The sequence below is a fragment of the Nocardioides sp. L-11A genome, from assembly GCA_029961745.1.
In the GTDB taxonomy this organism is placed as follows: domain Bacteria; phylum Actinomycetota; class Actinomycetes; order Propionibacteriales; family Nocardioidaceae; genus Nocardioides.
This window is the reverse complement of record CP124680.1, coordinates 1,218,604-1,244,730: the sequence shown is the minus strand read 5'-3', so window position 1 is coordinate 1,244,730 and position 26,127 is coordinate 1,218,604. Positions and strand designations below refer to the sequence as shown.

The 26,127-nt window shown below is 72.4% G+C and carries 23 protein-coding genes; 7 read left to right on the top strand and 16 right to left on the bottom strand.

Annotated elements, in window-relative coordinates; all coding sequences use genetic code 11:
- Nucleotides 1-2 precede the first annotated feature (2 nt).
- Complete coding sequence (locus tag QJ852_05760) at nt 3-404, top strand: (deoxy)nucleoside triphosphate pyrophosphohydrolase (protein ID WGX97944.1); 402 nt, start codon at nt 3-5, stop codon at nt 402-404.
- Nucleotides 405-631: 227 nt separating this feature from the next.
- On the opposite strand, the gene QJ852_05755 is transcribed toward QJ852_05760, so the two are convergent.
- Both QJ852_05755 and QJ852_05750 read right to left on the bottom strand, forming a co-directional pair.
- Nucleotides 632-1,288: a response regulator transcription factor gene (locus QJ852_05755; protein ID WGX97943.1), complete on the bottom strand. Its 657-nt coding sequence runs from the start codon at nt 1,286-1,288 to the stop codon at nt 632-634.
- The gene (locus tag QJ852_05750) at nt 1,285-2,433 is read right to left on the bottom strand and encodes a histidine kinase (GenBank protein ID WGX97942.1); all 1,149 of its coding nucleotides are present in this window, start codon (nt 2,431-2,433) and stop codon (nt 1,285-1,287) included. The genes QJ852_05755 and QJ852_05750 overlap by 4 nt, the downstream gene beginning before the upstream one ends.
- A gap of 132 nt (nt 2,434-2,565) precedes the next feature.
- Here QJ852_05750 and QJ852_05745 point away from each other — a divergent pair, with 132 nt between their 5' ends.
- Nucleotides 2,566-4,683 (top strand): MMPL family transporter, encoded by a 2,118-nt coding sequence (locus QJ852_05745; GenBank protein ID WGX97941.1) that lies wholly within the window; start codon nt 2,566-2,568, stop codon nt 4,681-4,683.
- Between the two features lie 71 nt (nt 4,684-4,754).
- Here QJ852_05745 and QJ852_05740 read toward each other — a convergent pair whose 3' ends face one another.
- Nucleotides 4,755-7,673 (bottom strand): vitamin B12-dependent ribonucleotide reductase, encoded by a 2,919-nt coding sequence (locus QJ852_05740; GenBank protein WGX97940.1) that lies wholly within the window; start codon nt 7,671-7,673, stop codon nt 4,755-4,757.
- Between the two features lie 146 nt (nt 7,674-7,819).
- Nucleotides 7,820-8,341, bottom strand: coding sequence for a transcriptional regulator NrdR (nrdR, locus tag QJ852_05735; protein WGX97939.1), 522 nt, complete (start codon nt 8,339-8,341; stop codon nt 7,820-7,822).
- A 374-nt stretch (nt 8,342-8,715) separates the two neighbouring features.
- Here nrdR and QJ852_05730 point away from each other — a divergent pair, with 374 nt between their 5' ends.
- Nucleotides 8,716-9,048: a hypothetical protein gene (locus QJ852_05730; protein ID WGX97938.1), complete on the top strand. Its 333-nt coding sequence runs from the start codon at nt 8,716-8,718 to the stop codon at nt 9,046-9,048.
- Between the two features lie 117 nt (nt 9,049-9,165).
- Here the strand turns inward: QJ852_05730 and QJ852_05725 are convergent, their stop codons facing one another.
- Nucleotides 9,166-9,534 (bottom strand): LysM peptidoglycan-binding domain-containing protein, encoded by a 369-nt coding sequence (locus QJ852_05725; GenBank protein ID WGX97937.1) that lies wholly within the window; start codon nt 9,532-9,534, stop codon nt 9,166-9,168.
- Between the two features lie 270 nt (nt 9,535-9,804).
- Here QJ852_05725 and lexA point away from each other — a divergent pair, with 270 nt between their 5' ends.
- The gene (lexA, locus tag QJ852_05720) at nt 9,805-10,563 is read left to right on the top strand and encodes a transcriptional repressor LexA (protein WGX97936.1); all 759 of its coding nucleotides are present in this window, start codon (nt 9,805-9,807) and stop codon (nt 10,561-10,563) included.
- A gap of 66 nt (nt 10,564-10,629) precedes the next feature.
- On the top strand, nt 10,630-12,201 hold the full coding sequence (locus QJ852_05715; protein WGX97935.1) for a hypothetical protein: 1,572 nt from the start codon (nt 10,630-10,632) through the stop codon (nt 12,199-12,201).
- A gap of 59 nt (nt 12,202-12,260) precedes the next feature.
- Here the strand turns inward: QJ852_05715 and QJ852_05710 are convergent, their stop codons facing one another.
- The 4 genes from QJ852_05710 to QJ852_05695 all read right to left on the bottom strand — a co-directional run bounded on the left by QJ852_05710 (nt 12,261) and on the right by QJ852_05695 (nt 18,273).
- Nucleotides 12,261-14,270 (bottom strand): ATP-dependent DNA helicase, encoded by a 2,010-nt coding sequence (locus QJ852_05710; protein ID WGX97934.1) that lies wholly within the window; start codon nt 14,268-14,270, stop codon nt 12,261-12,263.
- 50 nt (nt 14,271-14,320) lie between these two features.
- Nucleotides 14,321-14,998: an SGNH/GDSL hydrolase family protein gene (locus tag QJ852_05705; protein WGX97933.1), complete on the bottom strand. Its 678-nt coding sequence runs from the start codon at nt 14,996-14,998 to the stop codon at nt 14,321-14,323.
- An 87-nt stretch (nt 14,999-15,085) separates the two neighbouring features.
- On the bottom strand, nt 15,086-16,594 hold the full coding sequence (gene hflX / locus QJ852_05700) for a GTPase HflX (protein WGX97932.1): 1,509 nt from the start codon (nt 16,592-16,594) through the stop codon (nt 15,086-15,088).
- A gap of 59 nt (nt 16,595-16,653) precedes the next feature.
- Nucleotides 16,654-18,273 (bottom strand): alkaline phosphatase D family protein, encoded by a 1,620-nt coding sequence (locus QJ852_05695; protein WGX97931.1) that lies wholly within the window; start codon nt 18,271-18,273, stop codon nt 16,654-16,656.
- 168 nt (nt 18,274-18,441) lie between these two features.
- On the opposite strand from QJ852_05695, the gene QJ852_05690 reads away from it, so the two are divergent.
- Nucleotides 18,442-19,020, top strand: a complete 579-nt coding sequence (locus QJ852_05690; protein ID WGX97930.1) for a hypothetical protein — start codon at nt 18,442-18,444, stop codon at nt 19,018-19,020.
- A gap of 28 nt (nt 19,021-19,048) precedes the next feature.
- On the opposite strand, the gene QJ852_05685 is transcribed toward QJ852_05690, so the two are convergent.
- Nucleotides 19,049-19,825 carry an SDR family oxidoreductase gene (locus QJ852_05685; protein ID WGX97929.1) on the bottom strand — a complete coding sequence of 259 codons (777 nt, stop codon included), beginning with the start codon at nt 19,823-19,825 and terminating at the stop codon, nt 19,049-19,051.
- Nucleotides 19,826-19,883: 58 nt separating this feature from the next.
- Nucleotides 19,884-20,780 (bottom strand): diaminopimelate epimerase, encoded by an 897-nt coding sequence (gene dapF / locus QJ852_05680; protein WGX97928.1) that lies wholly within the window; start codon nt 20,778-20,780, stop codon nt 19,884-19,886.
- Nucleotides 20,781-20,843: 63 nt separating this feature from the next.
- Between dapF and QJ852_05675 the strand changes: the two genes are divergently transcribed.
- Nucleotides 20,844-21,533, top strand: a complete 690-nt coding sequence (locus QJ852_05675; GenBank protein ID WGX97927.1) for a hypothetical protein — start codon at nt 20,844-20,846, stop codon at nt 21,531-21,533.
- On the opposite strand, the gene QJ852_05670 is transcribed toward QJ852_05675, so the two are convergent.
- The 5 genes from QJ852_05670 to QJ852_05650 are packed head-to-tail and all read right to left on the bottom strand — an operon-like array spanning nt 21,517 to nt 26,091.
- On the bottom strand, nt 21,517-22,014 hold the full coding sequence (locus QJ852_05670; protein WGX97926.1) for a hypothetical protein: 498 nt from the start codon (nt 22,012-22,014) through the stop codon (nt 21,517-21,519). The genes QJ852_05675 and QJ852_05670 overlap by 17 nt on opposite strands.
- Nucleotides 22,015-22,066: 52 nt before the next feature.
- Nucleotides 22,067-22,714, bottom strand: coding sequence for a pyridoxamine 5'-phosphate oxidase family protein (locus tag QJ852_05665; protein WGX97925.1), 648 nt, complete (start codon nt 22,712-22,714; stop codon nt 22,067-22,069).
- Nucleotides 22,711-24,573, bottom strand: coding sequence for a gamma-glutamyltransferase (gene ggt, locus QJ852_05660; protein ID WGX97924.1), 1,863 nt, complete (start codon nt 24,571-24,573; stop codon nt 22,711-22,713). Before ggt ends, QJ852_05665 begins: the two co-directional genes overlap by 4 nt.
- A 49-nt stretch (nt 24,574-24,622) precedes the next feature.
- Nucleotides 24,623-25,180: a dihydrofolate reductase family protein gene (locus QJ852_05655; protein WGX97923.1), complete on the bottom strand. Its 558-nt coding sequence runs from the start codon at nt 25,178-25,180 to the stop codon at nt 24,623-24,625.
- Nucleotides 25,177-26,091, bottom strand: coding sequence for a helix-turn-helix transcriptional regulator (locus QJ852_05650; GenBank protein ID WGX97922.1), 915 nt, complete (start codon nt 26,089-26,091; stop codon nt 25,177-25,179). The genes QJ852_05655 and QJ852_05650 overlap by 4 nt, the downstream gene beginning before the upstream one ends.
- Between the last annotated feature and the right edge of the window lie 36 nt (nt 26,092-26,127).

The following is a 26,127-nucleotide window of genomic DNA, read 5'->3' as shown; positions in this document are numbered from 1 at the left end:
GGATGGAGATCGAGGTCGTCGGCGCCGTCATCGTGCGGGACGGCCGCGTGCTGTGCGCGCAGCGCCGGCCCGGCGGCGAGACGGGCGGGCTGTGGGAGTTCCCCGGCGGCAAGGTCGAGACCGGCGAGACCACCCGACAGGCCCTCGAACGGGAGATCCGCGAGGAGCTGCACTGCGAGATCGCCGTCGGTGCCGAGCTCACGACCACGACGCACGCCTACGGCTTCGGGATCGTGACCCTGACGACCTTCCAGTGCGACCTGGTCGTCGGGACGCCGGTGCTGACGGAGCACGCCGCAGTGGCCTGGCTCCCGGCGTCCGACCTCCTCGACCTGCCGTGGGCGCCGGCCGACGTACCGGCGGTCGAGCTGCTGGTCGCCGCGGACCGGTCGCGGCAGGTGTGACCGGGCCGGCCACCGGGCATTTCCTCCAGGAGGTCGCGGCCGTGGCCCGTGATCGAGGAGTTGACCGGATGCGGACCCTGCTGCGACGGACGGCGAGCATGACGATGTCCTTGGAATGCCCGAGCTGGACCTCGACGCCAAACATCGACAGGGACTCCCGGATCTGCGTCGATCCGCCGCAACGAGGCGCGTGCGCACCGCATCGACACGAACGGATGTCAGCTGCCCTATCCCCTGACCCGCCCGGTCTCGTACGCCCACATCGCGACCTCGACCCGGTTGCGGGCGCCGAGCTTGTTCATCAGCGCGCCGACATGGGTCTTCACCGTGCTCAGGGTGATGTGCAGCTCGGCGGCGATCTCGGCATTGGTCCGGCCGCGGGCGACGGTGAGGAGCACCTCTTCCTCGCGTTCGGTGAGCGGCTCGATCGGCTGGGCCGGGCGGGAGGATCGCTCCAGTCCGGCCAGTGTGGTGAGCAGGCGGCGGGTGATGTCGGGCGAGATGAGCGCATCCCCGTTCGCGGCGGCGTGGATCGCCTGGGCCAGCAGCTCGGGCCCGGCGTCCTTGAGCAGGAAGCCGCGGGCGCCGGCCTTGAGGGCGCCGAGGATGTACTCGTCGAGATCGAAGGTCGTGATGATCACGATCGCGAGCGGATCCTCGACCCCGGGGCCGGCGAGCCGGCGGGTGGCCTCGACGCCGTCGATGCCGGGCATCTGGATGTCGAAGAGGCAGACGTCGGGACGCAGCTCGCGGGCCACGGCCACGGCCTCGTGACCGTCGGTCGCCTCGCCGACGACCTCGATGCCGGGCTGCGCGTTGAGGATCATGGTGAGCCCGGTACGGACCAGGAGCTGGTCGTCGGCGACCACCACCCGGATGCTCATCGCGGCACCTCCCGTGGGAGCGTCGCCTCGACGGTCCAGCCGCCGAGCGGGTCCGGCCCGGCCTGGCAGGCCCCGCCGAGCAGCTTGGCCCGCTCCGCCATGCCGAGCAGGCCGTACCCCACCGTCGTCGCGGGGCGGGCCGCCTCTCCGTCGTCGTGCACACGCAACCGTACGACGTCGACGTCGCCGGTGACGGCCACCGTGACCGCCGTGGCGTTGCGCGCATGCCGGATCGCGTTGGTGACCGACTCCTGACAGATGCGGTAGACCGCCACCTGCACCGGCTGCGGCAGGCCGGCGAGGTCCCCGGTGATGCGCACCCGCACCACCGGGCTCATCCGGGTCAGCTCGTCCAGGTCGTCGATTCCGCGCTGCGGCCCATAGCCGACCGGCTCGGCGTCGGCGGCCCCGCCGTCGCGGAGCACCCGGACCATCGTGCGCATCTCGTGCAGGGTCCGCGAGGCCTCCACCTCGATCACCGCCAGCGCCTCGACCGCCGCGGCCGGGTCGGTGCCGGCCACCGCCCGCCCCGCCTGGGCCTGGAGTGCGATGGCCGACACGTGGTGCGCGACGGTGTCGTGCAGCTCGCGGGCGAGCGCACCGCGCTCGAGCGTCCGGACCTGCTGCACCTGGCGCTGGCGCGCGACCGCGCGGTAGCGCATCGCGGCCCCCAGGGCGAACGCCGCGACCAGCACGGTGGTGCCGCCGATCACGTCCCCGAGGGGGGTCTCGGTCGACGCGAGAGCCAAACCGGCCGGGACGGCGACGATCGCCGTGCCGACCAGCGCCTCGGGGCCGGACGCCCAGCGGTACAAGGCGTAGGGCAACAGCAGGACGCAGGCCATGGCGTGGAGACCCACGTCCGCGACGTCGTCGAGGAGCAGGGGGAGGTTCAGCACCATCGCGCCGCCGAAGCCGATCGCCGTCGCCAGGAGCGGATGCGTACGTCGCCAGAGCAGGACCGGGATCACCAGGAGCGCGACCGCGGTGGCCAGCGGTCGCGCCGGTACGTCGGAGCGGAAGATCGCCTCGCCCACGGCCGTGACCAGCAGGGCGGTGACCAGGGCCCAGTCCCACCACACCCGCACGGGCGGGTCCGGGGCACGGGGCTCGGCGAGGATCGAGCGGACGAAGACGGCGAGCACCGCCTCAGCCTAGAGAGCGACGGCGCTCGTCGTAGCGGGCACAAGGAGGAGCCGCCCCTCGTCCTTTCGGCCGAGGACACTCCCACTCCTTGGCCCGATGTACGCCTCTCGCCGACGGGCCACCGTGGAGGCATGTCCCCTCTCCTCCACCGGCTCGGCCGGTCCGCCGCGACCCACCCCTGGACCGCCATCGGCGCCTGGGTCGTCCTCGCGCTCGTCGTCGTCGCCTCCTCCGTCGCCTTCGGGCGCGACCTCGAGGAGGGCTTCGACGCCCCCGGCCTCGACTCCTCCCAGGCCGCGGAACTGCTCGCGGGAGCGCAGGCCGACGAGGGCGGGGTCACCGCCCATGTCGTCCTCGAGGCCCCGGATGCCGCCGCGCGGCTGACCCCGGTGGAGACCACGCTCCAGTCACTCCCGCGGGTGCTCGGCACGACCAGCAGCATCTCGCCGGACGGCACCATCGCACTCGTGCGCGTGCAGTACCCCGCGCTCGAGCATCTCGATGCCTCCGACCTGGACCACCTCAAGGACGCCGTCGCCGACCTGCGTGAGGAGTCATCGCTGACGTTGGAGGCCGGAGGCGACCTGTTCTTCGCGTTCGAGGAACCCACCGGTCTCGGCGAGGTAGCCGGGATCGTCGTCGCGATGATCATCCTGCTGATCGCCTTCGGCTCCTTCGTCGCGATGGGGCTGCCGATCGGCATGGCGCTGTTCGGCCTGGTCATCGGCATCACCTCGATGAAGCTGGTGACCTACCTGATCGACATCCCGATGTGGGCGCCGCAGCTCGCGGCCATGGTCGGCCTCGGCGTCGGCATCGACTACGCGCTCTTCCTGGTCACCCGGCACCGCGAGAACCTGGCCCTGGGAATGCCGGTCGCCGAAGCGGCCGGCCGGGCTCTGGCGACGGCGGGACAGGCGGTGATCGTCGCCGGCGGCACCGTCGTCGTGGCGATCCTCGGACTGCTCGTCGCGGGGATCCCGTTCGTGACCGGCGGCGGGGTCGCCATCTCCGCGACGGTACTGGTGATGGTGCTCGCCTCGGTCACCCTGCTGCCGGCGCTCCTCGGACTGGCGGGCCAGCGGATCAACGGTCGCCGGCGACGGGCCGGTGACGGGGCACACCGGCCGAGCTCCGGCTGGACCCGCTGGGGCACCCACGTGACCCGCCACGCCGCGGCGTACCTCACCGCGGGAGCGGTCCTCATGATCGCCCTGGCCGCACCCGTCCTCGCGCTCGACCTGGGCTTCCCCGACGACGGGACCAAGCCCGGGTCGACGACCGAGCGCCGGGCGTACGACCTGATCGCCGACGGGTTCGGCCCCGGGGCCAACGGGCCGCTGGTGATCGCGGTCGACATCTCCCGGGACAGGTCCGTGGTGGCGCCGCTGGCCGCGGCCGTCGCAGCCGACCCGGGCATCGCCTCGGTCGCCACCCCCGCCGTCGATCCCACCGCGGGCGTGGCGACCCTGATGGCGCAGCCGACCACATCGCCCCAGGACGTCGCCACCCAGGAGACCGTCGCGAGGCTCCGCGGCGAGGTCTTCCCGACGGTGCTCGACGGCACCGGCGCGACCGCTCACGTCGGCGGTCAGACCGCCACCTTCGCCGACCTCGGCGACCGGGTGCAGGAACGGATGCCGCGCTTCGTGGTGGCGGTGCTGCTGCTGTCCTTCCTCCTGCTCACGGTGATGTTCCGGTCGGTACTGGTGCCGTTGAAGGCGGTCGTGCTGAACCTGCTGAGCGTCGGCGCGGCGTACGGCGTGCTCGTCATGATCTTCCAGTGGGGCTGGGCGGCCGGCCTGGTCGGCGTGGAGTCGACGGTGCCGATCGTGTCGTTCATCCCCCTGTTCATGTTCGCGATCCTGTTCGGCCTCTCCATGGACTACGAGGTGTTCCTGCTCTCGCGGGTGCGCGAGGAGTACCGCCGTCACGGCGACAACACCCGCGCGGTCATCGCGGGGATCGCCGGAACCGGTCGCACGATCACCGCGGCCGCGCTGATCATGGTGGCGGTCTTCTCGGGATTCGTCCTGGGCAGCGACCCGGCGGTGAAGATGATGGGCGTGGGCCTGGCCACGGCGATCCTCCTCGACGCGACCGTCGTGCGCCTGGTGCTCGTGCCGGCCGCCATGAGGCTGCTGGGCGACGTGAACTGGTGGCTGCCGGGGTGGCTGCACCGACTCCTGCCGGAGGAGGACGCTGCGCCGGCGGAGATCGCGGACGGCCCAGCACCTCTGGCTTCCTAGGCGACTGCTCTGCAACGCCGACGGCCCGGCCCCTCCGAGGAGGGGCCGGGCCGTCGTACGGGCGGGAGCGATCAGCTGCAGCCGGAGGTGCTGCCGCAGCCCTCGCAGACGTAGCAGGAGCCGGCGGGACGCATCTTCGTGCCGCAGGTCATGCACAGGGGCGAGTCGACGGCGTGACCGGTGATCTGCTCGAGGAGCTCGGCGGTGGTCTTGGCGACCTTGGCCTCGACGACCGGGGCACCGGCGAGCGGGTCCTCGTCGGCGACCTCGGCCTCGACCACCTCGGCGGTCTCGATGCGCTCGCCGGCGCTCGCCACTCGACCACCAGCCGGGCCCTCGAGCAGCTCGGAGGCGTTGCCGGTCTCCTCGATCGGCTCGTAGGAGCCGGTCTCGAGGTGGCGCTGGCGCTCGTCGGCGGAGTAGATGCCGAGAGCGGAGCGCTCCTCGAAGGAGAGGTAGTCGAGGGCCAGGCGGCGGAAGACGTAGTCCATGATCGACTGCGCCATCCGGACATCCGGGTCGTCGGTGAGGCCGGCGGGCTCGAAGCGCAGGTTGGTGAACTTCGAGACGTAGGTCTCCAGCGGGACGCCGTACTGCAGGCCGATCGAGACGGCGATCGAGAAGGCGTCCATCACGCCGGCGAGGGTCGAGCCCTGCTTGCCGAGCTTGAGGAAGATCTCGCCGAGGGTGTTGTCGTCGTGGGCACCCGAGGTCATGTACCCCTCGGCGCCGGCCACCGTGAAGGAGGTGGTGCGGGCCTGGCGGGACTTCGGGAGGCGCTTGCGGGTCGGCGCGTAGACGACCTTCTCGACGACCTTCTCCACGACCTTGGCGTCGGCCTCCGCGGCGTCGGCGGCGTCCTTCTTGGCCTTGCCGCCGCCGTCGGCCAGCGGCTGGCCGACCTTGCAGTTGTCGCGGTAGATCGCGGTGGCCTTGAGGCCGAGCTTCCAGGACTCGAGGTAGATCTGCTCGATGTCCTCGACCGAGGCCGACTCGGGCAGGTTGACCGTCTTGGAGATCGCACCCGAGAGGAACGGCTGGCAGGCGGCCATCATCAGCACGTGGCCCATGGGCTTGAGCGCGCGCTCGCCCATCGCGGTGTCGAAGACCTCGTAGTGCTCCGGCTTGAGGCCCGGGGCGTCGACGACGTGGCCGTGCTCGCCGATGTAGGCGACGATCGCCTCGATCTTCTCCTCGTCGTAGCCGAGCTTCTTCAGCGCGCGCGGGATGGTCTGGTTGACGATCTGCAGCGAGCCGCCGCCGACGAGCTTCTTGAACTTCACCAGGGAGAAGTCGGGCTCGATGCCGGTGGTGTCGCAGTCCATCATGAAGCCGATGGTGCCGGTCGGCGCGAGCACCGAGGCCTGCGCGTTGCGGAAGCCGTTGGTCTTGCCGAGCTCGACCACCTGGGCCCACTCCTCGGTCGCCAGCTTGTGGACCTCGGCGTCGGCGATGTGCAGGGTGCGCACGTCGTCGTTGGCTGCCTGGTGCTTGCGCATGACGCGCTGGTGCGCCTCGGCGTTGCGGGCGTAGCCGTTGTAGGGGCCGACGATCGCGGCCAGCTCGGCGGAGCGGCGGTACGACGTACCGGTCATCAGCGACGTGACGGTGGCCGCCATCGCGCGACCGCCCTCGGAGTCGTAGCCGAGGCCCATCGCCATCAGCAGGGCGCCGAGGTTGGCGTACCCGATGCCGAGCTGGCGGTAGTTGCGGGTGGTCTCACCGATCGGGTCGGTCGGGAAGTCGGCGAAGCAGATCGAGATGTCCATCGCGGTGATGATGAACTCGACGGCCTTGGCGAAGAGCGGAGCGTCGAAGGTGTCGTCCTCGCGCAAGAACTTCAGCAGGTTGAGCGAGGCCAGGTTACACGAGGAGTTGTCGAGCGACATGTACTCCGAGCACGGGTTGGACGCGGTGATCCGGCCGGTCTCGGGGTTGGTGTGCCAGTCGTTGATCGTGTCGTCGTACTGCAGGCCGGGGTCGGCGCAGGCCCAGGCGGCCTCGCTGATCTTGCGGAACAGGCTGCGCGCGTCGACGGTCTCGATGACCTCGCCGGTCATCCGGGCGCGCAGGCCGAAGTCGGTGCCGTTCTCGACGGCGCGCATGAACTCGTCGGTGACCCGGACCGAGTTGTTGGCGTTCTGGTACTGGACCGAGGTGATGTCCTTGCCGCCGAGGTCCATGTCGAAGCCGGCGTCGCGCAGGGCGCGGATCTTGTCCTCCTCGCGCCACTTGGTCTCGACGAACTCCTCGATGTCGGGGTGGTCGACGTCGAGGACGACCATCTTCGCCGCGCGGCGCGTGGCACCGCCCGACTTGATGGTGCCGGCCGACGCGTCGGCGCCGCGCATGAAGGAGACCGGACCCGACGCGGTGCCGCCGCTGCTGAGGAGCTCCTTGGAGGAGCGGATCCGGGAGAGGTTCAGGCCGGCTCCCGAGCCGCCCTTGAAGATGAAGCCCTCCTCCTTGTACCAGTTGAGGATCGAGTCCATCGAGTCGTCGACGGACAGGATGAAGCACGCGGAGACCTGCTGCGGGGCGGTCGTGCCGACGTTGAACCAGACCGGGGAGTTGAAGGAGAAGTACTGGTTGACCAGCAGCCAGGTCAGCTCGTGCTCGAAGACCTCCGCGTCCGCCGCGGACGCGAAGTAGCCGTGCTCCCGGCCCGCCTTGACGTAGGTCGACACGACCCGGTCGATCAGCTGCTTGAGGCCGCGCTCCCGCTCCGGCGTGCCGACCGCGCCGCGGAAGTACTTCGTGGTGACGATGGTGGAGGCGTTGAGCGACCAGAACTCGGGGAACTCGACACCGAGCTGCTCGAAGACGGTCTCGCCGGTCTTCCAGTTGGTCTGGACGACGTCGCGCCGCTCCCAGGTGATCTCGTCGTACGGATGCACGCCCTCGGTGCTGAAGACCCGCTGGATCTTCAGGCCGCCCTTCGGGTAGCTGGCCGTCTCACTGGTCGTCTGGCTGCGGGCCGTCTCGGTCATGGCTCTCCTGGTCTCCTCTGTGCGGCGGTTCGGCGGTCGTCGGCGATGCGGCGGGACGGCGCCCCTGCGAGCGGCAGGAGCGGTGCCTTCGGGGAAGGGTGGTGGCCCGGCAGGCAGCTTCCCCACTACCTGCCGGGCGTCTGTGGTCAGCCCGCGGGGGCTGTTGTCTCGAGACTCGCCGACGGGCGCGCCTCCACCACCGGGGTGGAGGTGAGCTGGCGCTCGGCCCGCATCAGGGAGATCTCGTTCTCGAAGTCGGCGGCGGAGTCGAAGCCGCGGTAGACGGAGGCGAAGCGGAGGTAGGCGACCTCGTCGAGGCGGCGCAGCGGGGAGAGGATCGCCAGGCCCACCTCGTGGGCCGCGATCTCCGGGCTGCCGGCCAGCCGGAGCTGGTGCTCGACCTCCTGGCCCAGCCGGGCCAGGTCGTCCTCGTCCACCGGGCGACCCTTGCAGGCCTTGCGGACGCCGGCGACGGCCTTCTCGCGGGTGAACGGCTCGGTGGCACCGGAGCGCTTGAGCACGGTCAACTGCATGGCCTCGACGGTCGTGAACCGCTTCTCGCAGCTCGGCGACTGGCAGACCCGGCGCCGCCGGATCGAGCAGCCGTCGTCAGCGACACGGGAGTCGAGGACCTTGGTGTCGTTGTGCTTGCAGTACGGACAGTGCATGGCTCCTCCTCCCGAGCGTACGAGCTGTGGACAAGTCCCTCCTGGTCGGTGATGCCTGTGGAAAACCAGGGAGGATCTGTGCGTTTCCCCGCTGGTCCTGTGAGTGACGACGGGTCGCTCTGTGGACTAGATGTGGAGAACTACATCGTTGTAACTACTAGATGTAGTGGTAACCGTACGCCCCGGTCACCATCGATGCAAGCGGGCCCCGGGAGGAGTTCGGGAGCGACCGGTCCAGGAGTGCGTTTGCGCAGGTCATGGCGCCCGAAGGCATCGCGAGAAGCGCTCCGCCGGGGCGTGTCGCGTCCGCCGACGCGGCCCCGATGGGCGGGTTGCCCGGGCAATCCAGCCACCCATCGGCAACAATGACCGCCGTGACGGGTGGCAAGCGCGCTGGCGATCGAGCGAAGGCGAGATTCCGCATCGACGTGCTGCTGATCGCGCTCGGCGGCACCCTGTCCATCGTGGCGTGGGGCTATCTCGTCATCGCGGCCATCGACTTCGGCGCCACCGGACGCCACGACGGCAAGGCCGGCGCCTGGGCCCTGGCCGGCGTCGCGTCCCTGGGCGCCACACTCTGCCTCTTCCTCACCTTCATGCTGGCCATCCGGCTGTCCCGGGCGCTCGGCCTCAGCTCGCACCACCACGAGCCACGGCCCAAGCGCGACCCCGGCGCCCCCAAGGGCGGCAAGCGCGCGGCACGCTGACGCGCGAAGGGCGGGATCCGGTTCGGTCGGATCCCGCCCCTCGTCTTCCCCGAGGCCACTACTGGCCTCATCTCCACTGGGGTCGAGGCAGCGGAGAGACACGGGTGCGCCGACGGACTACGACGTCGGGACGCGCAGCTCCTGGCCGACGTAGACGACGCTGCCGTCGAGCGTGTTGAGCTGCTGGATGGTGCGCATCATGTCGCGCACGTCGTCGCCGGAGCCGGCCGCGATGTCGCTGGCGATGTCCCACAGGGTGTCGCCCGGGGCGACGGTGACCAGGTCGAGCCGGGGCGCACCGGCCTGGTCGCGGGTCGCGGCCGAGCCGGCGGCCAGCCACACGGCGGCCAGCGTGACCACGACGAGCGCCAGCAGGAAGACCACCACCCGGCCGCGCCGGGTCAGCCGGACCTGGCTGCGGGGGCGGACGGCGCTCGTCGTACGACGGGCGGGGTCGACGCGCGGGGCGAGGGTGATCGTGCTCATGGTGACCTCCGGGGGAAGTGGACGTGGGCCCTGTTGTACGCAGGGGGTCCGACGGAAGGTGTTCGATCAGGCGTTCGATCGAACATGTGTACGAGATTAGATCAGGTGTTCGAAGAAATCCAGCACCGATTCGAAAGTCCGTTCGACCGGCGTGTCGCGACACGCGGTTCGAACAGATGTTTGAAAAGGGCCCTCGGGTTCGGTTAGCGTCGAGCCACGGGTCCGGTCGTCGTCGACCGCACCATCCGATGCCGATCTGGAGGGCACCCCATGGCTGAGCGCACAGGCACCGACCGCACGGGCAGCGGGCAGGCGAGCAGCGTCTCGGAGCTGCCCGACGGCCCCGCCGACGCGACCGGCCTGACCCCGCGTCAGCAGCGGGTGCTGGCCCACATCAAGGACAGCATCGAGAAGCGCGGCTACCCGCCCAGCATGCGCGAGATCGGCCAGGCCGTCGGCCTCACCAGCACCTCCAGCGTCGCCCACCAGCTACGCACCCTCGAGGAGAAGGGCTACCTCAAGCGCGACCCCAACCGGCCGCGCGCGCTCGAGGTCTTCCTCCCCGAGGTGATGGCGGCCCGGCGCGCGATGGGATCCGTCGAGGACCCCGACCGTGCGTCGTACGACGAGACCGGCATCGGCGACGCCGCGCCGGTGCCCGCCAACGTCCCCGTCGTCGGCCGAATCGCCGCCGGCGGCCCGATCCTGGCCGAGGAGCGGGTCGAGGACGTCTTCCCCCTGCCCCGCCAGCTCGTCGGCGACGGCCAGCTGTTCCTGCTCGAGGTCAGCGGCGAGTCGATGATCGAGGCCGCGATCTGCGACGGCGACTACGTCGTGATCCGCCAGCAGCCCACCGCCGAGAACGGCGAGATCGTGGCCGCGATGATCGACGGCGAGGCCACGGTCAAGACCTTCCAGCGCAAGGGCGGCCAGGTGTGGCTGCTCCCCCACAACCCGGCGTTCGAGCCGATCGACGGCACGAACGCGACCATCCTCGGCAAGGTCACGGCGGTTCTCCGGCGGGTGTGAGGTTTGCCTGACCGGTCGGTGACATAGGGTCGGGACGTCCTGTCGCCGTACCTAAGGCCGGTCCCGATGCCTCGTCGCAGCCACTTCCCCTTCCCCGGGCTGCCCCTCCGCACCCTGCTGGGCGCGCTCCTCGCCGCCCTCCTGATCGTGCCGCTGTCCGGCGGCGTCGCCCAGGCCGACCCCGCCCCGGCGGACCCGGCGGCACCCGCCACCTCCGTGGCCGACGCCGGCGACCCGGTCGCGCAGGAGCTGGCCGAGCAGGCGCTCGAGAAGGTCCAGGAGCTGATCGAGCCGGCCGCCACCGCGACCACACCCCCGACCGCGCCGGAGAGTGCCGACCTGACCATGGCGCTGCGCGACCTCGCGGTCACCCGCGAGGACCTGCCGCCGGGCCTGCAGGACGACGCGGCCCGCCTGCTCGCGCGGCCCAGTGTCTCGGCCCGGCCACCGGGCGGCGGCATCGAATGCACCCCCGGCTCGGGGCTGCCGTGCTACACCGCGCCCGAAGCCGCCCCGGTGTGCGGTGGCGGCATCTGCGTCCACTACGTCACCAGCAGCGCCGACGTGGCCACCCCGGCCTACGTCAACGCGGTGCTCTCGGTGATGAACAACGTCGCCGGCCGGTACGCCGCCGCGGGCTACCGCGCACCCGTCGGCGACGGCGCCACCGGCGGCGGCACCAACCTGTTCGACGTCTACCTCGCCGACCTCGGCTCGCGCGGCCTGTACGGCTACTGCACGACCGACCAGCGGGTCTCCGGCCACGTCACCGCGGCGGCGTACTGCGTCCTCGACAACAACTACGCCGAGTACGGCGCGGTGCCCGGTCCGCTGGCCAACCTCCAGGTCACCGCGGCGCACGAGTACTTCCACGCCGTCCAGTTCGCCTACGACGTCAACGAGGAGACCTGGCTGCTCGAGGCCACGGCGACCTGGGCCGAGGACGAGATCTACAACGACATCAACGACAACCGCCAGTACCTCAAGGGCGGTCCGCTGGGGCAGCCGGCGCAGTCGATGGACTACCAGCGCGGCCTGGCGCCGTACGGTGCGTGGATCTTCTTCAAGTACCTCAGCGAGCGTTTCCCCACGGTCAACGGCCCCGGCGGGATGCCGGTCATCGTCCACGACATCTGGGAGCTGGCCGCCGGCGCGCCCAACGCCCGGCAGGCGATCAGCGCTGCCCTGGCCGCGCGGGGCACCGACCTGCGCACGCAGTTCGGCCGGTTCGCCGCAGCCAATCGGCAGCCGGCGCTCAATTACGTCGAGGGCGCGGCCTACATGCGGGCGCGGCTGTGGCGTGGTGTGAAGCTGACGAACTCGCGGCGCTCGTTCTCCGACCGCACCTCGCTCAACCACCTCGCCTCGCGCACCATCCGCTTCAAGTCGAAGGTGTCGGGCAAGGCCCGGGTGCGCATCCACGTCGACGTCCCGAAGCGCAAGAAGGGCGGGTACGTCATGGTGACCATCAAGAAGAAGGGCAAGGCTCCCGTCGCCAAGATGGTCAAGATCAACCGCAAGGGCAACAAGACCAAGGCCTTCGCCTTCGGCAAGAAGGTGAAGTGGGTCGAGGTCACGCTGGCCAACGCCGGCAAGAAGGACGCCAAGGCGTCGGTCAGCGCCCGCGTGGTGCGCTGACCCCACCGCCCCCACCGACCCGTCGCGTTCAAACGCGACGGGTCGGTGCAATTCGGGGGCTACGGAGTGCTGGTCCGGCCACTCAGCCGGCCGAGGGCCTGCCGCACGACCGCGGGGTCGGTCGTGGTCCACATGGGCGGCAGGCTGGCCTTGAGGAAGGAGCCGTAGCGGGCGGTCACCAGCCGCGGGTCGAGCACCGCGACCACGCCGCGGTCCTCGGTGGTGCGGATCAGCCGCCCGCTCCCCTGGGCCAGCAGCAGCGCCGCATGGGTGGCGGCGACCTGCATGAAGCCGTTGCCGCCGGCCTGGTCGGCGGCCTTCTGGCGCGCGCTCATCAGCGGGTCGTCGGGCCGCGGGAACGGGATCCGGTCGATGATCACCAGCTGACAGGTGTCACCGGGGACGTCGAGCCCCTGCCACAGGCCGAGGGTGCCGAACAGGCAGGTGTAGGGGTCCTCCACGAACTGACGGGCCAGCTCGGGCAGCTGGGCCTCGCCCTGCGCCAGGGTGGTGAGGTGGGGCAGGGCCTTGCGGACGTGCTCGGCCGCGGCCTCGGCGGCCCGCCGGCTGGAGAACAGGCCCAGGGTGCGGCCGTCGGCACGGTCGACGAGCTCGGTGATCTCGTCGAGCTGGGCCGACCCGAGACCGTCGCGGCCCGGCGGCGGCAGGTGGCGTGCGACGTACAGGATGCCCTGGCGGGGGTAGTCGAAGGGGCTGCCGACGTCGAGTCCGCGCCACGGCTGGGCGTCGTCGGATACGTCGCCGCGCGGGCCGGTGCCGTCGCTGCGCTCGGACGGCTTCAGGCCGACCGAGCCCGCCACGGTCGCGAAGTCGCCGCCGAGCATGAGCGTGGCCGAGGTGAGCACGACCGTGTTGTCGGCCAGCAGCTTGTCGCGCATCTGGCCCCAGACCTGGAGCGGCGCGATGCACAGCATCGGCGGGATCCGGTCGGTGCCCTCGGTGCGCCAGAGCACGTCGGCCTCGGAGTTCGCGGCCATCCGCTCGGCGGTGGCGAACACCTCCTGGACCATGCCCTTGGCCTGGGTCATCGCCGCGTCGGGCTCGCTGCCGGCCTCGGCCTTGGGGAAGGCGCCGGCGCAGGCGCGGGCGGCGTCGCGGACCAGGACGAGCGCGTCGGCGAGCGCCTCGGGGACCTGCTCGAAGCGACCGGCCGGGGCGTCGGTGACCGCGGCCCGCAGCGCATCGGCCGCGTCGGCGAGATCCTCCGCCTCGTCGCCCTCGACGTGACGGATGCTGCGCCGTGCGGCCCGCTCGACCTCCGCGGCCCAGAGCTCGTCGGTGGCGGCCTGGGTGACCCGCGCGGCGAGCTCGTGGGCCTCGTCGATGACCACGGCGTCGTACTCCGGGATCATCGGGATGCCCTCGATGGCATCGATGGCGAGCAGCGAGTGGTTGGTGACGATGAGGTGCGACTTCTGGGCCTTCTCCTTGGCCCGCTCGGCGAAGCACTCCTCGCCGAACGGGCACTTGCTCGCGCCGACGCACTCGCGGGCCGTCACGCTGACCTGGCGCCACTCCTTGTCGGTGTGGCGGGGCGCGTCGTCGCGCTCACCGGTGCCGCGGCGGTCCTCGGCGGCCTTCTCGGCCCACTCCCGCAGCGCCAGCACCTTGCGGCCCATCGCGCCCATGGCGTCCTCGGCCTGGATCAGCTCGCCCTGGTCGTCGGGCGCGCCTTCGCGGACCCGGTGCAGGCAGGCGTAGTTGGAGCGGCCCTTGAGCACGGCGTACGACGCGTCGACGCCGGGGACCGTGCCGACGGCCTTGACCAGCCGGGGCAGGTCGCGCTCGACCAGCTGGTGCTGCAGGGCGAGGGTCGCGGTGGCGATCACGACGCGCTGGTCGTGGAGCAGGGCGGGCACGAGGTAGCCCAGGGACTTGCCGGTGCCGGTGCCGGCCTGGACGAGGAGGTGCTCCTTGTCGGCGAAGGCGTCGGCGACGGCCTCGGCCATCGCCACCTGGCCATCGCGGCGCCGGCCGCCGAGGGCCTCCACCGCCGTCGCGAGCAGGTCGCGGACCGGGGACGTCCGGTCGTCTGCGGTGGTGGTCACCGAAGAACCCTAGAGGGTCGCACCGACGTCCTTGCGCGCCCCTCCACAGCTCACCGCAGCAGTTCGCGGACCCGTGTCGCGACCCGGTCGCCGAACACCCGGTGGCCGGCCGCGTCGGGGTGCAGCCGGTCGTCGTCGTAGCTCAGCTCGAGGTCGAGCATCGACAGGTAGGTCGTACCGCCCTCGGCCGCGAGCCGGGCCAGGGTCGCGTCGACGAGCGCCACGTCGTCGTACCGCAGCCGGGGCGCGGGGGGCGGGCCGACGATGAGGACCGGTCGGCCGGCGAGGGTCCGCAGCAGCCGGGCGACGCCGGCCTCGAGGTCGGCGACCGGCTGGTCGGCGTCGTTGAGGCCGCCCTCGACCACCAGCAGGTCCGCGCCCGCCATCGCGGCGGCCGCGGCACTCGCGCGGGTCGCGTAGGAGACGTCGCCGCACGGGCTGGCCCCGACGCTGAACCCACTGCCGGCGAAGCCGTCGACCCGGACCCGGCCGGGCAGCCGGACCGGCCAGGACTCCTCCGGACGCGCGCCCGCACCGACGGAGTAGGAGTCACCGATCACCAGGACCCGGGCGCCCGTTCCGGTCACCAGCGCGGCGCGCGCCGCGGCCCGCTCCCCCTTGGTCGCGCACGGGTCGGGCCGGGCGCCGGCGCGCGCCAGCAGCGTCGTACTCACGGCGGTGGCGAGGACGACCATGAGGAGGCCGAGGAGGAGTCGGTGCCGAGTCACGCGGGGATCATCCGTCGTACCGGACGATCGGGTTGCCGAATTGGCCAAATCGCAACCGAATTGTCCGGTACGACGTGGGGACCGGGCTCAGACCGCGAAGGCGGCGAGCTCGCCGGCCAGGGCCTCGGTGGCCCGGCCGGTGACCCGGGTGCCGTCAGCGGTGTGCTCGAGGGTGCCGATCTCACCGTCCTTGTGGATCCGGTCGATCAGGTCACCGCGGGCGTAGGGGACGAGGGCGGTGAACTCGACCCGGGGACGCGGGAGCTCGGCCTCGACGGCGGCGATCGCCTCGGCGATGCCCTCGCCGGTGCGGGCGGAGACGGCGACGGCGTGGGGCTCGCGGCGCAGCACGCGGTCGACGACGAGCGGGTCGGCGGCGTCGATCTTGTTGATCACGACCAGCTCGGGGACGTCGGTCGCACCGATCTCGGTGAGCACCTCCCGGACCGCGGCGAGCTGGCCCTCGGGGTCGGGGTGTGAGCCGTCGACGACGTGGACGATCAGGTCGGCGTCGGCGACCTCCTCGAGCGTGGAGCGGAACGCCTCGACCAGCTGGTGCGGCAGGTGCCGGACGAATCCCACCGTGTCGCTCATCGTGTAGACCCGGCCGTCCGCGGTCGCCGTACGACGGGTGGTCGGGTCGAGCGTCGCGAACAGCGCGTCCTCGACCAGCACGCCGGCGCCGGTGAGCCGGTTGAGCAGCGACGACTTGCCGGCATTGGTGTAGCCGGCGATCGCGACCGACGGGATCTCGTTGCGACGGCGCTCCTGGCGCTTGGTGTCGCGGGTCCCCTTCATCACCTTCAGCTCGCGGCGGAGCTTGGCGATCTTGTCGTTGATCCGGCGCCGGTCGGTCTCGATCTTGGTCTCACCGGGGCCGCGGCCGCCGATGCCGCCGCCGTCGGCGCCGACCCGGCCACCGGCCTGGCGGGAGAGGTTGCCACCCCAGCCGCGCAGGCGCTGCTTCATGTAGTTGAGCTGCGCGAGCTCGACTTGCGCCTGGCCCTCCTTGGACTTCGCGTGCTGCGCGAAGATGTCGAGGATCAGCGCGGTCCGGTCGACGACCTTGACCTTGACCTTGTCCTCGAGGTTGCGCAGCTGGGAGGGCGCGAGCTCGCCGTCGCAGATCACGGTGTCGGCGCCGGTGGCCTGCACGATCTCGCGCAGCGCGTCGACCTTGCCGCGACCGATGTAGGTGGCGGGGTCGGGGAAGGTGCGGCGCTGGTAGATCGCGTCGAGCACCTCCGAGCCGGCGGTCTCGGCGAGCAGGGCGAGCTCGGCCATCGCGTTCTCGATCTCGCTGATGGCGCCGCCGGTCCACACGCCGACGAGGACCACGCGCTCCAGGCGGAGCTGGCGGTACTCGACCTCGGTGATGTCCTCGAGCTCGGTGCGCAGGCCGGCGACCCGGCGCAGCTCGTGGCGCTCGACCAGGTCGAGGTCGCCGGTGGTCAGGTCCTCCCCGGCACCGAGGTCCCCGGCGGGCGTGTCGGCGTAGCCGGACTCGAAGTCGTCGAATTCGGTGTCGGGGTCGTCCCAGCCCTCGGTGGCACGCAGGGCGTCGGCGAGGGAGAAGTCTTCAGCATGGTTCGTCATAGGCGTCGTCCAGGGTAACGACGAGCGCCACGAGATGCTTCCCGATTATCGTCCGGCTCTCAGTCGGGCTCGAGCTCGCGCTGCCACAGCACGGTGCCGGTGCCGTCGTAGAGCCGGACGGTGAGCAGGCCGGAGGCGGCGATGTCGAGATGGCCGAAGTACTGGTTCGTGGGGTGCGGCGCGATGTCGAGGCGGCCGGTCTCGGCCTCGCCCCGCGAGAAGACGACCTCGGGGCCGAAGGTCCGGTCCAGCTCGTCGTCCTTGACCCAGAAGGGCGAGGAGGCGACCGGCCCGGAGACGAACTCCCAGAAGGGGTCGAAGTCGGTGAACGCGGCCCGCTCGGGGTGGTAGTGGTGGGCGGCGGTGTAGTGGACATCTCCGGTGAGCCAGATGACGTTGCGCACGCCGTGGCGTTTGAGGGAGGAGAGGATCCGGGCCAGCTCCGACTCGCGGCCGATCGGCGGGCCGTCGTCCTTGTTGGCGTAGCCGTCGAGGTCGGTGACCCGGTTGGTGGGCGCCGACAGCGGCAGGTCGGCGCAGACCGCCTTCCAGGTCGCGGTCGAGGAACGCAGTGCGCGGACCAGCCAGGCCTCCTGGTCGGGGCCGAGCAGTCCGGCCGGGGTCCGGTCTCGGGCCACCGCGGGGTCCGTGTCAGGGTTGGGGCCGCGCCAGCTGCGCATGTCGAGGCAGAACAGGTCGAGGTGCTGGCCGCGCGGGACCCGGCGATAGAGGCGCGCGGCCGCGAACCCATCGCCGCCCGGCGCAGCCAGCCGCCGCACCGGCACCGGCTGGTACTCCTGCCACGCCCGGCGCCCCCGGACCGCCAGCACGTCGGCCCGGCGCTCGGCGTACCGCTCGTCGTCGATGACCTCGCCGGGCCACCAGTTGTTGCACGTCTCGTGGTCGTCCCACATCGCGACGGTCTGCACCGCGGCGTAGAAGGCGCGGACGTTGTCGTCGCGCAGCGGGTAGCGGTGTCGGCCGCGGAGCTGGTCGAGGGTCTCCGAGACGACCATGACGTCCTCGGTCAGCTCGTTGCGCCAGGTGGTGCCGTCGTCGAGGAGCACGGTCTCGTCCATCGGCTCGTCGGCGTAGATGGTGTCGCCGACGTGGACGAACAGGTCCGGGCGCAGGTCGAGCATCGTCCGGTACGTCGTCAGCCCGCCTCGGGCGCGGTCGATCCCCCACCCCTGGCCGCAGGTGTCGCCCGACCACACGACCGACTGCGCGGCGGCATGGATCGGAGCGGTCGCGAAGGTGAGCCGCTGCGGGGCGCTGCGCTCGCCGTCGGGGCTCTCGAACCAGACCTCCGCGTCGTAGGGGCGGCCGGGGGCGAGGTCGGTGAGGTGGACCCGGGCGGTGAAGTCGGTCCGTTCGTCAGTCCAGGGCCCGCGCACCAGCCGACGGTGCCGGCCGTCGCTGTGCAGGCGGACCAGGAGCCGGCTGGGCCGGAGCCCTCGCGACCAGATCACCGCGGAGGAGGTGGTGACCTCGCCGCTGCGGACGCCCGAGGTCAGGTCCCGGCGACGCTCGACGAAGGCGGGCGTGCGTGGACCGAGCAGGCCGAGCGCGGGGACCGAGGCGCCGGACAGGCCGGCCACGATCGTCGTACGGCGGCCGACGCGGAGGTCGCCCAGTCGCTCGGCCAGGCGGGCCGGATCGTCCCGGAGCAGCGTCACGTCAGGTCAGTCAAACGGGCCTCGGCGACCGGGCCCTGAGCGCGATGCTGCGGGTCGGTGAACAGCCGTCGGATCCCGCGTGCCGCGTCGGACGTACCGCGGGCGCGCCCCGTTCGTTGACCTGTCGTGAGAGTCGGTCGGCCGGGGGGCGACCACCGCGGATGGATCGTGGTGGGCGTATCCCTCCTCATCATCGTGATCAGCGTCGTCGTCGGGCGCAACGGCGCCGACGACGAGGGCACGACGGCACGCCCGCGGGCGACGCCGTCCCCGTCGGCCGACGCCGGCCCGGGCGGACTGCCGACGGAGGTGCCGTCGGCGTCACCGACGACGACGCCCACCCCGAGCGCGGGTCCGAGCGCCGGCGGGCCCGGCAGCGCGCCCAGCGGGTTCGCGGCGGGAGCCGGCAGCCTGCCGCCGCTGAGCATGCCGGGACTCACAGGCAAGGGCGGCAGCGCTTCCCTGCCGAAGATCCGGGTCCGCCTGGAGGTCTACTCCAGCGAGCCGATCGGCATCGTCGGCTACCAGGTGCCGACCAGCCTGACCGACCCCTCGGGGACGGTGAAGGGCGTCGGCACCCGCTGGTCGCTGACGACCATCGCCTACGGCAATCCCGACTACGCCCGCATCTTCTTCGGCGCCGGCCCCACCGGGACGCCGGTGACCTGCGTGATCACGATCAACGGCAAGGTCACGGAGCGGCGGTCCACGGAGGGGCCGTACGGCCAGACGATGTGCCAGGGCTGAGCCCCGGCACCTCGGGGAGGGTCGGGGACTACTTCGGGGGCATCCGGATGCCGCCGTCGACGCGGACGACCTCGCCGTTCATGTAGGAGTTGGTGAGGCACTCGATGACCATGCTGGCCAGCTCGTCCGGGACACCGAGGCGCTTCGGGAAGAGCACGCTCTCGCCGAGCTTGGCCTTGAATGCCTCGGCCTGCTCGCCCTCGCCGTAGATCGGGGTGTCGATCAGCCCGGGAGCAACGGTGTTGAGCCGGATGCCGGAGGCCGCGAGGTCGCGGGCGACCGGGAGGGTCATGCCGACCACGCCGCCCTTGGAGGCGGAGTACGACGCCTGGCCGATCTGGCCGTCGAAGGCGGCCACGCTGGCGAGGTTGACGATGGCGCCGCGGCACCCGTCGGCGTCGGGCTCGTTCTGGCTCATCACGGTGGCGGCCTGGCGGACCATGTCGAACGTGCCGATCAGGTTGATCGCGATCACCTTGGTGAACGCCTCGAGGGAGTGGGCCGACTCGAGCTGGCCGTCGCGGCCGATGGTGCGCTGGGCCCAGCCGATGCCGGCCGAGTTGACGACCGCGCGCAGCGGGGCGATGTCGGCGGCGGCCTTGACCGCGCCGGCGATCTGCTCGGTGTTCGTGACGTCGACCTGGGCGAAGACGCCCTTGATCTCGGCGGCGAGGGCCTCGCCCTTGTCGGCCTGGAGGTCGGCGACGACGACGGTCGCGCCCTTCGCGGCGAGCTGACGGGCGGCGGCGGCGCCGATGCCCGAGGCGGCGCCGGTGACGATGGCGGAGGATCCGGTGAGTTCCATGGTCGGGAGCATAGGGCGGGCGCTCCACCGTGACACCGTCGGTGTCAGAGTCAGAGACTCACAGGGCGGTCGTGCCCGCGGCGACGACCACGGCCGGGCCGGTCATCAGGATCCGGTCGTCGGCGGTCCAGGTGATCCGCAGGGTGCCGCCCGGCAGGTCGACGCGGTATGCCGTGTCGCGGGCTGCGCCGTCCGCGAGCGCCGTGGCGACCATGACCGCGCAGGCGCCGGTGCCGCAGGACCGGGTCTCGCCGGAGCCGCGCTCGTGGACCCGCATCGCGACGTGACCGGGGCCCCGGCGTACGACGAACTCCACGTTGACGCCGGCCGGGAAGACCGCCGGGTCGTGGGTGGGGGCGTCGAGCAGCGGGCCGATGTCGTCGAGATCGGCGCCGGCGCCGGTGTCGGTGTCGGTGTCGAGGAAGGCGACGGCGTGGGGGTTGCCCATGTCGATGTGCCGCGCCGGCCAGGTCCGGGCGCCGATCGCCACCGAGGTCTCCTCGAGGACCTTCGGGATGCCCATGTCGACGGTGATCTCGCCGTCGACGGCACCGCCGGCGAAGGTCAGCACCTTGACGCCGGCCCGGGTCGCGACCGGGACGGGCGTGGTCGGGTCGACCAGGCCCTGCTCGGCGAGATGGCGACCGAAGACGCGCACCCCGTTGCCGCACATCTCCGAGACCGAGCCGTCGCTGTTGCGGTAGTCCATGAACCACGCGGCGTCCTGGCCGGCTCCCGCCGCGCCGACCGCCGCCGTGGAGATGACCCGGAGCACCCCGTCGCCGCCGATGCCGGCCCGCCGGTCGCAGAGCGCGCGGACGCGCTCGGCGCTCAGCTCGCCGTGGACGGTGCCGTCGGGGTCGGGCAGCAGGACGAAGTCGTTCTCGGTGCCGTGACCCTTGAGGAAGGGGTACACGCCTCCCAGGGTAGGCCGTCGTGCCGCGGGTGGACGCATCGCGCCGCCGGATCAGACCACGGTCCGACGCGGTGGCCGGCGCCGGCTCCTAGCGTCGTCACCATGACCCGCGCCCTCACCCTGACCACCGCGGCCCTGGTGGCCGCCGTCCTGCTGGCTCCCGAGCTCCTGGCCTCGCTGCTCGTCGGCGACTACTCCGGGGTGGGCGCGCTCCGCGACGCGCTGCCGGGTGCGTTCGCCGACCACTGGCGCCTCGGCGACGGCGCCGTGACCGGCGAGCTGGCCGACGCCGTCGACTACTGGGCCGCTTTCCACGTCGTGAAGGCCGTGGCTGCAGCCGCCCTGCTGACCGCGCTCCTCGTCGCCCTCGGGCGGGTACGCCGGGGGCCGGGTCGCGTCGCCCTGCTGGCCCTCGCCGCCCTGGCCGCGGTAGTGCTGATCGCGAACGTCCAGGGCGCCGTCGCTCCCCTGTCCTCGCTGCTCTCGATGGTGCCGGCCGGCGCCGCCGACCTGGCCCTCGACGCGGACGGGACGCCCGCCTTCGCCGCACTGGTGCGGGACTTCGCGATCTACCACGTCGCGATGGTCGCCCTGGCCGCCGCGGGCGCGGTCGTCGTCGCCCGGATCGGCGCACGCGCCTGGCGGCACGGGCGCCGTACGGCGGCGGTGACGGCCGGTGTCGCCGTCGTCCTGCTCGCCCTGGTGACGCTCGCCAACGTCTCCACGGTCGCCGACCCGGAGCCCGCGCTGCGCGGGTTCCTCACGGCCGCGGGCGTCAGCGGCAGTGCTTGAGTGCCACCGCGTCGACCCACCCGGTGAACGGCTTGCTGCCGGCGGACGTCTTGATCCGGACCCGCAGCCGGACGGGGTACTTCATGCCGCTGATGAAGGTGTCGAAGGTCGTCGTCCCCCTGCTCCGCCACGGCGACGCACGGACGGTGCCGACGGTCCAGACGCCGTTGTCGACGTACTGGATGTGGCTGCGCCCCTTCACCCGCCGCTCGGCCTTACGGGCGTCGAGGCGCACCTGGACGCCGTAGAAGCCCGGCCGGTCGAACTGGCAGGCCTGCACCTTGCCCCGCGCCTTCTTGCGCAGGGTGGTCCAGCCGCGCTTGCCGCGCTCCGCGACACCGGCGGTGTCGACAGCAGGGGCGGTGTCGACGGCCGGGGCGGCCGTCGGCGAGGCACCGGCCGGCACCGGTGCGGTGACCACGGCCGGGCCGACCGCCAGGGTCAGGCCGGCCACCAGGCCGGCGATCGTCGTACGGCGCACGGGGACCTCCGAGATGTCGCGGCGGCCGGGCGGCCGCGAGGTCCACGGTAGATCAGCCGTAGAGGCGCTCCTCGTAGCGCGGGCCGTAGTGGGCGTCGAGCACCTCGATGCTGTCGTCGGGCCGTTCGAGACGCTGGGCGACGACAGCCCGGCGCGGGACCCGTGCCTCCGGCTCCCAGGTCTCGGGGCGCCACAGCCGCGAGCGCAGGAACGCCTTGGCGCAGTGGAAGAAGACCGTCTCGATCTCCACCACGACGGCCAGCAGCGGCCGGTGGCCCTCGACCACCATGGCGTCGAGGAAGGGCGCCTCGACGACCAGCCGGGCTCGGCCGTTGATCCGCAGCGTGTCGCCACGACCGGGGATGAGGAAGTCCAGCCCGACCTGCGGGTTGGCGAGGATGTTGCGGTAGCCGTCGGCCCTGCGGTTGCCCGGACGCTCGGCGAGCGCGATGGTCGTGTCGTCGAGGACGTGCACCAGGCGGCCGGGCGGATCGCCCTTCGGGGAGACGTCGCATCGCCCCTCGGCATCGGCGGTCGCGACCATGCAGAACGGCGAGGCGCCCAGCCACGCGCGGTCGAGGTCGGTCAGTGCGGACCGCTCCTTGTCGCGGGCCGCGTCCGTCGGTACGCCGAGCAGCGCGGTCAGCGCGGCGGCATCGGTGATCTCGGTCCAGGTCTCCCGCGGCACCTCGGTCGTCACGGCCTCAGCGTAGGCACGACGACGCCCGCCGCCCCGCCTCCACGGCGCGTGGGCTCCGCCACAGCGGTCAGCCGCCCGTCCCGTCCGAGCCGGATCGCCGCCACGGCGCCGATCTCCGCGGCGCTCGAGCCCGGCGGCCCGGCGAGGGCGAAGGTGTGCCCGTAGGCCGCCAGCGCGGCGCCGTACGCGTCGACGAAGGCCTGCTCGGCGCTCACGTCGGCGGTGTTGCGCTGCGAGGCCCGGGGAGCGGCGACCGCGTCGGGGAGACTGAGGCCGAGATCGATCCGGTTGACCAGCACCTGCAACACGGTCGTGATGATCGTCGAGCCGCCGGGAGAGCCCAGCGCCAGCACCGGGCGACCGTCCCGGAGCACGATGGTCGGCGCCATCGAGCTGCGCGGCCGCTTGCCGGGCGCGATCCGGTTCGGGTCGTCGGGGTCGTAGACGGTGGAGAAGTCGGTCAGCTCGTTGTTGAGCAGGAAGCCGCGCCCGGGGACGACGATGCCGGAACCGCCGGTCTGCTCGATGGTGAGCGTGTAGGCGACCACATTGCCCCAGCGGTCGGCGGTCGTGAGGTGGGTGGTCGAGATGTTCTCGGTGTCCTCGACCGCCTCGGCGGGTCCGTCCGACCCGGCACAGACGCCGTCGTACGACGTCGCGTCGCCGGCCGGGACCGGCTTGGCCGCGGCGGTCACGGGATCGAGGGCGCAGGCGCGCTCCGCGGCGAAGGTGTCGTCGAGCAGCGCGCCGACGGGGACGTCCTCGAAGGCGGGATCGCCGACGTACCTGCCCCGGTCGGCGAACGCGAGCGCCGTGGCCTCCAGGTAGTGATGCAGGGTCGGGACCGTCGCCCGGGGTCGGAACCGCTCGAGGATGTTGAGCGCCTCCCCGACGGTGGTGCCGCCGGACGACGACGGCGCCATGCCGTGGACCCGGTAACCGCGGTAGCCGACCGAGGCGGGCGCCCGGACCGGCGCCTGGTACGTCGCGAGGTCCTGGACGGTCATGCTGCCCGGCGGGACCGGGAGGTCGGTCGCGCCGCTCAGCGGCGGCTGCTGCACCGTCCGTGCGACCTCGGCGCCGAGCCGGCCGGAGTAGAGCCAGCCGACGCCCTTCGCGCCGAGCTGCCGGTAGGTGCGCGCGAGGTCCGGGTTGCGGAACCTGCTGCCGGGCCGTGGCACGCCCCGTGCCAGGAAGAGGTCGCTGGTGCTGGTGAAGGTGCGGAACCGCTCGGCGTTCTCCCGGGTCTGCAGCGCGAAGGTGTCGTCGACGACGAAGCCGCGCCGGGCGAGCTCGGCGGCAGGACGGAGCGCCTTCGCGAGCGAGAGACTCCCCCACCGATCGAGCGCGGTCTGCCAGGTGGCGGGCGTCCCGGGGACGCCGACCGCGACTCCGCTGGTCACCAGGTCCGGGGTGAAGGGGTAGGGCCGGCCGGTCGCCGGGTCGACGAAGGCGTCGGGCCGGATCCCCGACGGCGCCGTCTCGCGGCCGTCGATCGTCTCCACCGTGCCGGTGGCCGCGTCGTAGTGGACCAGGTAGCCGCCACCTCCGATCCCCGCGCTGTAGGGCTCGGTGACACCGAGGGCGGCCGCCGTCGCCACGGCGGCGTCGACCGCATTGCCGCCGCGCCGCAGCACCTCCAGGCCGACGGCGGTCGCATCGGCGTCGACCGAGCTGACCGCGCCGCCGTACCCGCTGGCGGTGGGCACCTTGGGTGGCGGCTGGGGGCCCGGCTTCGCGGCGGCCGGGCGGATCTGCGAGGTGGCGGGGGCGGCGGTGGCGACGGGCGCGGCGCCCGGGACGAGGCCGGTGGCGACGACGGCGAGCGAGACGATGGAGACGGCGAAGGTACGACGCACGATGTCCTCCCGAGAAGTTGGACCAGTCCCTTCCACCATCCCCCCGCTGTCAACCCGTACGGTCCTCCGCGAGCGGGCCGGCGACGCGGTAGCGGGCGGTGACGAAGGCGCCGTTGCGGGCGGTCTCCACGAGACTGAGGTCCAGGCGGCGCGGGAGCAACGGGCGACCGGCACCGAGGACCACCGGGGCGATCGACACGATCACGTCATCGAGCAGTCCGGCGTCGGCGAACTGGCCGGCGAGGTCACCGCCACCGACCACCCACACGTCGCGCTCCCCCGCGGCGGCCCGCAGGTCGTCGTACACGCCGGTGACGTCGCCCTTCGCGAAGCGCACGTCCGCGCCGTCGGGCGCGGCCAGCTCGCGGGAGGTCAGCACCCAGGTGGGCTGCGCGTAGTACCAGGCCTCGCCGGTCTCGGCGAGATGGGCGAGCACCCACTCGTAGGTGGTCGAGCCCATCACCAGGGCGCCGATGCGCTCGATGAAGGCCCCGTAGTTCTGGGGGCCCGACTCGTCGAGTTCCTGCCGCAACAGCCAGGCGAGCGAGTCGTCCGGGTCGGCGAGGAAGCCGTCGAGGGTGGTGGCGGTGTAGTAGACGGTGCTCATCGGTCCTCCCCGAGCTCGCGGCGCAGCCAGGTGATCGGATCGCCGTCGTCGGCCTCGACCCCGGCCGCACGCAACCAGACCCGGGTCAGCTGGCGGCGGTAGGCCGAGAAGGTCAGGACGTGCGCCGCGATGCTGCTCAGCACGAACGACTCCGGCGGCTCGCACAGCGCGTCGACGATCCGGTCGTCCCACGCGCCGCGCCGGTCGATGTCGCGGACCGCCGCCAGCCAGCGGGCGGCGACGGCGTCGTGCCGCTCCAGCAGCCCTGCCGGCGTCGGCGACCGGTCGACGTCGGGGAAGTCGGTGCCCTCGATCGCCGCCAGCCAGACCTCCTTGGCGAACACGGTCCGTTCGAGCACGGCCGCGAGCGACTCCTCGGGCCCCTCCCACGCGGCCACCTGGTGGCCCGCGCCGCGGACCTCGCGCCAGCCGGCGTCGGTGAGCCCCTTGGCGAGCTCGATCAGCGCGCGGGTGTCGTCGAGGTCGTGGCGGACCATCTGGTCGGTGACGGGACTCATCGTTCGCTCTCCTGCGTGGACCCACAGGCTCGTGGGCGGATGGAAGTGGATGCCGTTGGCCGCGGGCAGCCAGACGCTGCCGTCGTCCCCGCCCGCCTCGCTCGGCGGATGTCCGTAGGCCCGGGTGAACGCGCGGCTGAACCCCTCCACGGACTCGTAGCCCGCCTCCCACGCGGCGTCCGTGACGGTGTCGCCCTGCCGGATCCGCCAGGCCGCCCGCTCGAGCATCACCCGCCGCCGCATCGCCACCGGCGCCTCGCCGGCGTCGCGCGAGAGCACCCGGGTGAAGTGGTACGGCGACGCGAACGCTCCGCCCGCCATGTCGGCGAGCGTCCGGTTGTCCTCGTCGAGCACGGCGTCGAGGAGCTCGCGGAGGCGGTCACGGCCGGTCATGGGTCCAGTGTGCTCGGTGGTGGGGTCGGTCGCTTG